This window comes from Lysobacter sp. Hz25 (assembly GCF_046097045.1).
GTDB lineage: Bacteria > Pseudomonadota > Gammaproteobacteria > Xanthomonadales > Xanthomonadaceae > Lysobacter > Lysobacter antibioticus_B.
On record NZ_CP175666.1, the window covers coordinates 1,406,190 to 1,416,015 of the forward strand.

Sequence of the window (9,826 nt, forward strand, 5' to 3'; positions counted from 1 at the left end):
GCATGCCTGCATCGGCCGCGCACGCATTCATGCGGCCTGTCGATGTTGATTGCGATATTTACTGTGCTGCGAGGCATTCATCGGCTGCGACGAAGGCAGCGTGTTCGGCTGAAGACGCGTTGCAATGTGCCATTGCATTCGACGTTTCCGTCATCACGCAATCGCTGCATTTTTACAGGCACGATGCGGTGCCAGCGAACGGTAGGAGATCAGCGCATGCTTGAGCACGGAGGCCGTCTGCTGCGTGCGGCGCAGCGTTACGGCATCGCGCCGGAACGTTGGCTGGATCTGTCCACCGGCATCAACCCGGTCGCCTGGCCGGTGCCGGAGATTCCCGCGCGCGCCTGGCATCGCCTGCCCGAGGACGACGACGGCCTGGTCGAAGCGGCTTGCGATTACTACGGCGCGCCGGCGTTGCTGCCGGTCGCCGGTTCCCAGGCCGCGATCCAGGCCTTGCCTGAATTACGTGAAGCCTCGCGGGTCGGCGTGTTGGCGCCGGGTTACGCCGAGCATGCGCATGCCTGGCGCCGCTGCGGCCATCGGGTCGAGTTGCGTGCGGCGGACGAGTTGATCGCCGGCGTCGACGATTTCGACGTGGTCGTGCTGATCCACCCCAACAACCCCGGCGGCGATCGCTTCGGTCGCGAAGTTCTGCTCGGCCTGCACGAGCGCCTCGCCGCACGCGGCGGCTGGCTGCTGATCGACGAGGCCTTCATGGACGCCACGCCCGAGCACAGCCTGTGCGCACACAGCGAGCGCGAAGGTCTGGTCGTGCTGCGTTCGGCCGGCAAGTTTTTCGGCCTGGCCGGCGCGCGCGCGGGCTTCGTCTGCGCCGCGCCGGCCATGCTGGAGCGTTTGCGCGATCGCCTCGGCCCGTGGACCGTGGCCGGCCCGGCGCGTTACGCGCTGCGCCAGGCCTTCGCCGACCGCGACTGGCAGGCGGCGATGCGCGTGCAGTTGCGTGCGCAGGGCGCGCGCCTGGCCGATCTGCTGCAGACCCACGGCCTTGCGCCGAGCGGCGGCAGCGCATTCTTCCAATGGCATCGCAGCGACGAAGCCGCGGCCCTGCACGAGGCTCTGGCGCGGCGCGGCATCCTTACACGCTTGTTCGACGCGCCGGCCAGCCTGCGCTTCGGCCTGCCCGGCGATGCCGCGCAATGGGCGCGACTGGACGCGGCCCTGGCCGAAACGTTAAGCGAAAGGAGTCCGTCGTGAGCGCACGCGTGCTGATGGTGCAGGGCTGCACCTCCGACGCCGGCAAGAGCGCCCTGGTCACCGCGTTGTGCCGCTGGCTGCACCGGCGCGGCGTCGCGGTGGCGCCGTTCAAGCCGCAGAACATGGCGCTGAACTCGGCGGTCACCGCCGACGGCGGCGAGATCGGCCGGGCCCAGGCGGTGCAGGCCCAGGCCGCCGGGGTGGCCGCGCATACCGACTTCAACCCGGTGCTGCTCAAGCCCAACAGCGATACCGGGGCGCAGGTGATCCTGCACGGCCATGCCGTCTGCAACATGGATGCGCGCGGCTATCACGACTACAAGCGCATCGCCCGCGAGGCCGTGCTCGCCTCGCACGGGCGCCTGGTCGAAGGCTTCGATGCGGTCGTGGTCGAAGGCGCCGGCAGCCCGGCCGAGATCAATCTGCGCGCCAACGACATCGCCAACATGGGCTATGCCGAGGCGGTCGACTGCCCGGTGGTGCTGATCGCCGACATCGACCGCGGCGGCGTGTTCGCGCACCTGGTCGGGACCTTGGCGCTGCTCTCCGAGAGCGAACGCGCCCGTGTGGTCGGCTTCGTCATCAATCGCTTTCGTGGCGACATCGCCCTGCTGCAATCCGGGCTGGACTGGCTCGAACGCGAGACCGGCAAACCGGTGCTCGGCGTGTTGCCGTATTTGCACGGCCTGCATCTGGAAGCCGAGGACGCCTTGCCGCGCGAGCGTGCCGGCAAAGCCGAAGCGCGTTTGCGCGTGGCCGTGCCGGCCTTGCCGCGGATCAGCAACCACAACGACTTCGACCCGCTGCGCGCGCATCCGCAGGTTGATTGCGTGTTCGTCGGCCCCGGCGAAACCCCGCCGGTCTGCGATCTGATCGTGCTGCCGGGTTCGAAGTCGACCCGCGCCGACCTGGCCTGGCTGCGGCGCAATGGTTGGGCCGAGGCGATCGCCCGGCATCTGCGCTACGGCGGCAAGCTGATCGGCATCTGCGGCGGCCTGCAGATGCTCGGCCGCGCCGTCCACGATCCGCTCGGCATCGAAGGCGAGCCGGGTTCCAGCGACGGCCTGGGCTGGCTGGATCTGGAAACCGAGCTCGACTCGCACAAGCAATTGCGTAACGTGCGCGGCCGCCTCGCCATCGATGGCAGCGACGGCGAAGCGGCGGTGGCCGGCTACGAAATCCACTGCGGCATCAGCCGCGGCCCGGCGCTGGCGTCGCCGGCCCTGCGCCTGGCCGACGGCCGCGACGACGGCGCGCTCTCCGCCGACGGCCAGATTCTCGCCAGCTATCTGCACGGTCTGTTCGACGAGCCGGCGGCGCTGGCGGCCTTGCTGCGCTGGGCCGGCCTGGTCGATGCCGAGCCGCTCGACATGCGCGGCCTGCGCGAAGCCAGCATCGATCGCCTCGCCGATGCGGTCGAGGCCTGTCTCGACACCGCCCGGCTCGCGCAGTGGTTCGGCCTGGAGGAGACGCTATGCACAGCCTGATCCTCGGCGGCGCGCGCTCGGGCAAGAGCGCCTTGGCCGAACGTCTCGCGGCCGAGTCCGACGACGTCGTCTACCTCGCCACCGGCCAGGCCGGGGACGAAGAGATGCGAGACCGCATCGCCCACCATCGCGCACGCCGGCCTGCGCATTGGGACTGCGTCGAGGAGCCGATCGCCCTGGCGGCGGCGCTGCGTCGCCACGCCGCGCCGGATCGCTGCGTGCTGGTCGATTGCCTGACCCTGTGGCTCAGCAACCTGCTCGGCGCGCCAGACGAGACCGTGTTCGCACGCGAACGCGAGGCCTTGCTGTCGACGCTCGCGGACTTGCCGGGCCGGGTGGTGTTGGTCAGCAACGAAGTCGGCCTGGGCGTGGTGCCGATGGGCGCCTTGACCCGCCGCTATGTCGACGAGGCCGGGCGCTTGCACCAGGCGCTCGCTGCGGTCTGCGGGCGGGTGGTGTTCGTGGCGGCCGGTTTGCCGCTGGTATTGAAAGGCGCTCCGCTCGCTGCGGAGCCGAGTACGCGAGGAACTCGAACGTGAACGACGAAAGCAAGTGGTGGCTGCGCGGTTGCGCCCGCCCGGACACCGCCATCGAAACCCAGGCGCGCATGCGCCAGACCCAGTTGACCAAGCCGCCGGGCTCGCTCGGCGCGCTGGAAGAGCTCGCGATACGCCTGGCGGCCTTGCAGCGCACGCCGGCGCCGAAGGTGGACCGGGTCTGGATCAGCGTGTTCGCCGCCGATCACGGCGTCGCCGCCGAAGGCGTGTCGGCCTTCCCGCAGGCGGTGACCGGCGAGATGGTGCGCAACTTCGCCCATGGCGGCGCGGCGATCAGTGTGCTCGCGCGCAGCCTCGGCGCGACCCTCGACGTGGTTAACCTCGGCACCGTCAACGACCCCGGCCCGATCCGCGGCGTGCATCGGGCGATCATCGCCGAGAGCACGGCCAACTTCTGCGAAGCGCCGGCGATGAGCGAACCGCAACTGCGCGCGGCCCTGAGCGCGGGCGCCGCCAGCGTGCGCGCCGCGCTCGATGGCGCGGCGCAGTTGTTCATCGGCGGCGAGATGGGCATCGCCAACACCACCTCGGCCTCGGCCTTGGCGAGCGCCCTGCTCGATCGTTCGCCGGCCGAGTTGAGCGGCGCGGGCACCGGTCTGGATGCCGACGGCATCGCCCACAAGGTCAGCGTGATCGAACGCGCGCTGGCCCTTCATGCGGGCGCCGGAGACGCCTGGGAGCGCCTGCGTTGCCTCGGCGGTTTCGAGATCGCTGCGCTGGCGGGCGCCTACATCGCCGCGGCTCAGGCCGGGTTGCCGGTGCTGGTCGACGGTTTCATCGCCAGCGTATCCGCGCTCGTCGCCCAGGCCATCAACCCGAGCTGCCGCGAGTGGTTCCTGTATGCACACCGCTCGCACGAACGCGGTCATGCCGCGGTGCTGCAGGCGCTCGGCGCGCAGCCCTTGCTCGACCTCGGCATGCGCCTGGGCGAAGCCAGCGGCGCCGCGGTCGCTGTGCCGTTGTTGCGCTCGGCCTGTGCCTTGCACAACGGCATGGCCACCTTCGCCCAGGCGGGAGTGTCCGAGGCGGCCCTGCAACAGGCATGATGTGGGCCCCGACGAACGCATGCCGCGCACAAGGACCGGAGCCGATGCGATGAGTTCCAGCGCAACCCCTATCGACCTGCTGCGCCATGGCGACACCGGCCACCGCAGTTACCGCGGACAGCTCGACGACAGCCTGTTGGAACTCGGCTGGCGGCAGATGCGCGATGCGGTGCGTGGGCGCGAGTGGGATGCGGTCGTGAGTTCGCCCTTGCAGCGCTGCGCCGCGTTCGCGCGCGATCTGTCGCAATCGCGCGGGTTGCCGCTGGCGCTGGAGCCGCGTCTGCGCGAGTACCACTTCGGCGATTGGCAGGGGCGGCCGGTCGACGCCATCGCCAACCACGAGGGCGAAGCGCTGGCGCGGTTTTGGGCCGACCCGGTCGCGTATCCGCCGCCGGGCGCGGAGACTTTCGCCGATTTCGCCGCGCGCCTGACCGGCGCGGTCGGCGAGATCCTGCGCGAATATCCCGGACGGCGCGTGCTGGTGATCACCCACGGCGGCGTAATCCGCCTGCTGCGTTGCCTCGCCGCGGGCCGGCGTTACAACGAAATGCTCAACATCGACGTCGCCCACGCCTCGCTGCATTCCTTGTCGTGGCCGCCGAGCTCGAGCCACGCCACCGAGTTCGCGCAACCGCAAGCGGACCCGGTCGACGGTTGATGCGCGCGCTGCTCGCCGCGATCGGATTCCTGACCCGGGTTCCGGTGCCGGCGCGCGTGTTCGACGATCCGCATGCGCAATCGCGCTCGCTGGCCTGGTATCCGGCCGCGGGGCTGTTGATCGGCGCCCTGCTGTGCGCACTGGCCTGGGCCCTGCAGACGCGGCCGTCGCTGCTGTCGGCGGCATTGTTGCTCGCGGCCTGGGTGGTACTGACCGGCGCCCTGCACCTGGACGGCCTGGCCGACAGCGCCGATGCCTGGGTCGGCGGCCTTGCCGCCACGCCCGAGCAGAGCCGCGAACGCACGCTCATCATCATGAAAGACCCGCGCAGCGGCCCGGTCGGTGTGGTCGCGGTGGTGTTGGTGCTGCTGCTGAAGTTCGCCGCGCTGGCGAGCCTGCCGGCGCCGGCCTGGGTCGCCTTGCTCATCGCACCGGTGCTGGCGCGCGCGGCCCTGACTTTGGCCTTTCTTAGCCTGCCCTATGTACGCAGCGGCGGCCTTGGCCAGCGTCTGGTCGAAGCGCCGCGCACGGCCTGCCTCGTTGCGCTGGTGCTCAGCGCCGGGTTCTGCGCAGTCGGCGGCTGGCGAGGGGCGCTGGCGCTCGCGGTCGCCGCGTTCGTGTTCGCGTGCTGGCGCCGCGCCTGCCTGCGGCGGTTGCAGGGCATGACCGGCGACGCCTGCGGCGCGTTGACCGAGCTGATCGAAGCGGTGGTCCTGGTCGCGCTGGCCCTGTCCTGCTGAAGCGTTTCCGGCCGGCTTCGCCCGAGGCCGATCTGCGGCGTCGGGCCCGGCCTGGCCGCTTGCGAAAGCGCAAGATGTGAACCGCCGCGGCGGGCCCGACCTGCCAGGCTGGGTACCGATCCCACCGTTCGCGAGGAGCACGGCCATGTCATCGGTCAAGGAACACCCGGCGTCGGAACGCAGCGGTCCTGCCTTGAAGGCCGGCACACGCGACGCCCACCAGCGCCGCATCGACCGTGCCGTCGCCCTGATCGAACAGGCGATCGCGCGCGGCGAGGAGCCGCCCGAGTTGCATCGGCTCGCCGAGGCGGCTTCGTTCTCGCCGTTCCACTTTCACCGCGTTTATCGCGCCATGACCGGCGAAACCACCGGCCAGACCGTGGCGCGCCTGCGTCTGCTGCAGGGGTTGCGCCTGCTCGCCAGTGCCGAGCGCAGCATCACCGAGGCCGCGCTCGCGGTCGGCTACCAGACCCCGCAAGCGTTCACGCGTGCGTTCCGTCAGAGCGTCGGCGGGACCCCGAGCGAACTGCGCGCCGAGCCCGAACGGCTGTGGCGCGAGATCGAGTGGCTGTCGCTGCCGGCCGAAAGCGAGTCCGACCAATCGCCGCCGCTGCGGGTCGAAGTGGTCAGCATCGATCCCTTCCAGGTAGTCGCCTTGCGCGTCACCGGCGCTTATCCCGAGCAGAACCAGGGCTTCGGCCGCTTGTTCGACTGGGCCGCCGAACGCGGCCTGCTGGATTCGCTGAGCGGTTTGTTCGGCGTGCCTTGGGACGACCGTCGCGACGTCCCGCCGCAGGCCTGCGCCTTCGATTGCATGATCGCCCTCGGCGCGCCCGTGCAGCTCGATGCCGGCGACGGGCTGCACACGGTGCGATTGGGCGGCGGACGCTACGCGCGCGTCCGCCATGTCGGCGCCTTCGATGGATTGGAGGCGCTGACCGACGCCCTGCTGGCGCGCTGGTTGCCCGACAGCGGCGAATCGTTGCGCGATGCGCCGCTGCACCACGAATACCTCGACGACCCCGACGAAGTCCCGGAACCGCTGCTGCGCACCGACATCTACCTGCCGTTGCAGGACCGGGATTGATCGACCCCACAACGCCGCGGCTTTAAAGGTAGGGGCGGCGTCCCACGGGGATTTCCTGCGGTCACGAGCCGCGACCGCGCTATTGCCCGTAACAGCGAACTTGGGCTCAGGCCCCCGCCGCTTCCAGTCGCGCTTCCAGCTCGGCGACTTTCGCTTCCAGCGCCGCGATGCGTTCTAGCACGGCGGAGGAAGGCGCCGATGCGCCGCCGCCTTCCTCGCCCGACCAACCGCCGCCGCCGATATAGACAGGCTCGCCGCTGAGCAAATGCCCGTAACGGTCTTCGCGCTGCCCGCTCTGGCGCGGGATCACCCGCACGATGCTCGGCGTGTGCTGGGCCAGGCGCTCCAGGGCGTATTGGACGTCGCCGACCGAATCGAACTTGGCCATGCGTTCGCTGCGCGCCAGCAGCTCGTGCGTGGTCTGCGGCCCACGCAACAGCAGCAGGCCGAGCAGGGCGGTCTGCGGACGGGTCAGGTCGAGCACGGTGCCGGCGCGGTGCGAATAACGCTCGGCGCGCGAGCTGTGTTGCGACTTCACCCAGCCGCGCGTCTCCAGCCGGCGCAGGGCGTTGGCGACCTCGCCCTGTTCCAGCTGCATCGTCGGTTCGCGCGCGGTCTTCTGGTTGCAGGCGGTGACGATGGCGTTGAGGGTCAGCGGATAGACGTCCGGGGTGGTCGCCTCCTTCTCGATCAGGCTGCCGATGATGCGCGCCTCGGCGACGCTCAGTTGCGGTGCGGCGTCGGCGGAATCGGTCGGGGCGTCGGTGTTGGAGTTATCGAGTTCGCTCATGGTCGTTCTGGACTCGTGTTCGTGTCTTTGAGCAGGAAGACCGCGCTCAGGTGAGCGCGGTCGAGGGCGGCAACTGGCGCGCGCCGCGGTAGACCGGCGCGGCCATGACCATTTCGGCCAGGCTGTGGGCCAGCTCGCGCTCGGCCATCACCGCGCCGTCGGCGCCGTGTTCGAGCAGGTGCTTGACCTCGTTGTCGCTGTGGGCGCGGGCGACGATGCTCAGGGCCGGGTTGATCTCGCGCAGGCGGGCGATGATCTCGCCGGCTTCGAGCGCGTTCGGAATCGCCACCATCACCGTGGTCGCGCGCTCCGGCATCGCTTCGCGCAGCACGCGTTCGTTGACCGCATTGCCGAACACCGCCGGCAGGCCGGCGGCGCGCGCCTTGTCGACCAGGCTGTCCTCGCCGTCGATGACCACCAGCGGCACCTTGTGCTCGGTCAACAGGCGGCCCAGCTCGCTGCCGACCCGGCCGTAGCCGATCAGGATCACGTGCTTGTCGATGTCGGCCGGCACCGGCGGCGCGATCGGGTCGATGGCCGCTTCCAGGGCCGCGGCGGCCTCGCGCGCCTGCTTGCGGTCGAGCCAGGCGAACAGCAGCGGGTTGACGATGATCGACAGCAGGGCGCCGGCGAGGATCAGGTCCTGACCTTCTTTCGGCAGGATCTTCAGTTCCACGCCGAGGGTGGCGAGGATGAAGGAGAACTCGCCGATCTGCGCCAGGCTGGCCGAGATCATGATCGCGGTCGAGTTGGGTTTGCCGAACGCGCGCACGATGGCGTAGGCGGCCACCGACTTGCCGATCACGATGATCGCGAAGGTCGCGACCACTTCCAGCGGCCGTTCGACCAGGATCATCGGGTTGAACAGCATGCCGACCGAGACGAAGAACAACACCGCGAAGGCATCGCGCAGCGGCAGGGTCTCGGCGGCGGCCTGATGGCTGAACTCGGACTCGTTGAGCATCATCCCGGCGAAGAAGGCGCCGAGCGCGAACGACACGCCGAACAGTTCGGCCGAACCGAAGGCGACGCCGAGCGCGATCGCCAGCACGCACAGGGTGAACAACTCGCGCGAGCCGGTGCCGGCCACGCGTTCGAGAATCCAGGGGATGACCCGGCGGCCGACGATCAGCATCACCGCGATGAAGGCGCCGACCTTGGCCAGGGTGATGAAGAGCTGGCTCCAGACCTCCGAGCCTTCGGTGACTTCGCCCTTGAGCAGGCCCGACAGCGCCGGCAGCAACACCAGCGCGAGCACCATCGCCAGGTCTTCGACGATCAGCCAGCCGACCGCGATGCGTCCCTTGGCGGTCTCGACCAGGCGCCGTTCTTCGAGCGCGCGCAGCAGCACCACGGTACTGGCGACCGACAGGGCCAGGCCGAACACCAGGCCGGCGCCGTGCGACCAGCCGAGCAGCCAGGCCATGACCCAGCCCAGGGCGGTGGCGGCGACGATCTGCACGACCGCGCCGGGCAGAGCGATGTTCTTGACCTCGAGCAGGTCGCGCAGGGAGAAATGCAGGCCGACGCCGAACATCAGCAGGATCACGCCGATTTCGGCCAATTGCGGCGCAAGGGTCTGGTCGCCGACGAAGCCCGGCGTGAAGGGTCCGGCGATGATGCCGGCGATGAGGTAGCCCACCAGCGGCGACAGCCGCAGGCGTTGCGCGATGGCGCCGAAGATGAAGGCGAGTACGAAACCGGCTACCAGGATGGCGATCAGGGACGTGTGATGCATCGGCTCTCCTGTGATGTCGTCCTTTTAGGATGTGTGGTGAGGCCGCTGTATGCAAGTCTTTCTCGTTTGTGCGGCGCTTGCAAATGATTGTTTCTGAAACATTTTTGCCCCTGGGCGGGCGGGCGCCGCGAGGGCGGATGCGTGTTGGAGACTTGCGCGCAAGGGGTGGCGTGGGCGTGATGGTTTGGCGGTCGCCCGGAATCGGTTCGTGCCGATGAGGGGTGTGGGGATGAATGCGAATTCAGTTGTGCGCCGGGCTTTGGGGTGGTTGGGCGCGGATTTGCGCGGAATGGGCTGATTGATGCTTGGCGATTGGGGCGTGCGAGGTGGCTAGGCAATCGAGTTGCCGTTAGCGTCATGGCCACGACGATTTCCGTTGCCTTTGCCTTTGCCTTTGCCGTTGCCGTTGCCGTTGCCCTTGCCCCAGCCGTTGCTGTTGCTGTGCGTAGCCGAGCACTAGCGAAGGCCATAGAAGACCCGGAGGGCGGCCCGCAGGGATGCGGGCCGT

Annotated in this window: 9 protein-coding genes; 7 read left to right on the plus strand and 2 right to left on the minus strand. The window is 69.5% G+C overall.

Annotated elements, in window-relative coordinates; all coding sequences use genetic code 11:
- The first annotated feature begins 216 nt into the window (after positions 1-216).
- The 7 genes from cobD to ACKN61_RS05895 all read left to right on the plus strand — a co-directional run bounded on the left by cobD (position 217) and on the right by ACKN61_RS05895 (position 6,790).
- Positions 217-1,215, plus strand: coding sequence for a threonine-phosphate decarboxylase CobD (cobD, locus tag ACKN61_RS05865; protein WP_408952699.1), 999 nt, complete (start codon positions 217-219; stop codon positions 1,213-1,215).
- Positions 1,212-2,702, plus strand: a complete 1,491-nt coding sequence (locus tag ACKN61_RS05870) for a cobyric acid synthase (protein ID WP_408952700.1) — start codon at positions 1,212-1,214, stop codon at positions 2,700-2,702. Before cobD ends, ACKN61_RS05870 begins: the two co-directional genes overlap by 4 nt.
- A complete protein-coding gene (gene cobU / locus ACKN61_RS05875; RefSeq protein WP_408952701.1) occupies positions 2,690-3,241 on the plus strand; it encodes a bifunctional adenosylcobinamide kinase/adenosylcobinamide-phosphate guanylyltransferase in 552 nt (183 codons plus the stop codon). Before ACKN61_RS05870 ends, cobU begins: the two co-directional genes overlap by 13 nt.
- Complete coding sequence (cobT, locus tag ACKN61_RS05880; protein WP_408952702.1) at positions 3,238-4,305, plus strand: nicotinate-nucleotide--dimethylbenzimidazole phosphoribosyltransferase; 1,068 nt, start codon at positions 3,238-3,240, stop codon at positions 4,303-4,305. The genes cobU and cobT overlap by 4 nt, the downstream gene beginning before the upstream one ends.
- Before the next feature lie 49 nt (positions 4,306-4,354).
- Positions 4,355-4,963 (plus strand): histidine phosphatase family protein, encoded by a 609-nt coding sequence (locus ACKN61_RS05885; RefSeq protein ID WP_408952703.1) that lies wholly within the window; start codon positions 4,355-4,357, stop codon positions 4,961-4,963.
- Entirely contained in the window at positions 4,960-5,703 is a 744-nt protein-coding gene (locus ACKN61_RS05890) for an adenosylcobinamide-GDP ribazoletransferase (protein ID WP_408952704.1), read from the plus strand. The genes ACKN61_RS05885 and ACKN61_RS05890 overlap by 4 nt, the downstream gene beginning before the upstream one ends.
- Positions 5,704-5,848: 145 nt before the next feature.
- Positions 5,849-6,790, plus strand: a complete 942-nt coding sequence (locus tag ACKN61_RS05895; RefSeq protein ID WP_408952705.1) for a GyrI-like domain-containing protein — start codon at positions 5,849-5,851, stop codon at positions 6,788-6,790.
- A gap of 106 nt (positions 6,791-6,896) precedes the next feature.
- Here the strand turns inward: ACKN61_RS05895 and ACKN61_RS05900 are convergent, their stop codons facing one another.
- Both ACKN61_RS05900 and ybaL read right to left on the minus strand, forming a co-directional pair.
- Positions 6,897-7,580: a YceH family protein gene (locus ACKN61_RS05900; RefSeq protein ID WP_408952706.1), complete on the minus strand. Its 684-nt coding sequence runs from the start codon at positions 7,578-7,580 to the stop codon at positions 6,897-6,899.
- Between the two features lie 46 nt (positions 7,581-7,626).
- Positions 7,627-9,318 carry a YbaL family putative K(+) efflux transporter gene (ybaL, locus tag ACKN61_RS05905; protein WP_408952707.1) on the minus strand — a complete coding sequence of 564 codons (1,692 nt, stop codon included), beginning with the start codon at positions 9,316-9,318 and terminating at the stop codon, positions 7,627-7,629.
- Positions 9,319-9,826 lie beyond the last annotated feature (508 nt).

Excerpts from the sequence above, each read along its gene's own strand:
- ybaL (WP_408952707.1), bottom strand. The coding sequence starts at position 9,318 with ATGCATCACACGTCCCTGATCGCCATCCTGGTAGCCGGTTTCGTACTC.
- ACKN61_RS05895 (WP_408952705.1), top strand. The coding sequence starts at position 5,849 with ATGTCATCGGTCAAGGAACACCCGGCGTCGGAACGCAGCGGTCCTGCC.
- cobU (WP_408952701.1), top strand. The coding sequence starts at position 2,690 with ATGCACAGCCTGATCCTCGGCGGCGCGCGCTCGGGCAAGAGCGCCTTG.
- ACKN61_RS05900 (WP_408952706.1), bottom strand. The coding sequence starts at position 7,580 with ATGAGCGAACTCGATAACTCCAACACCGACGCCCCGACCGATTCCGCC.
- ACKN61_RS05885 (WP_408952703.1), top strand. The coding sequence starts at position 4,355 with ATGAGTTCCAGCGCAACCCCTATCGACCTGCTGCGCCATGGCGACACC.
- cobD (WP_408952699.1), top strand. The coding sequence starts at position 217 with ATGCTTGAGCACGGAGGCCGTCTGCTGCGTGCGGCGCAGCGTTACGGC.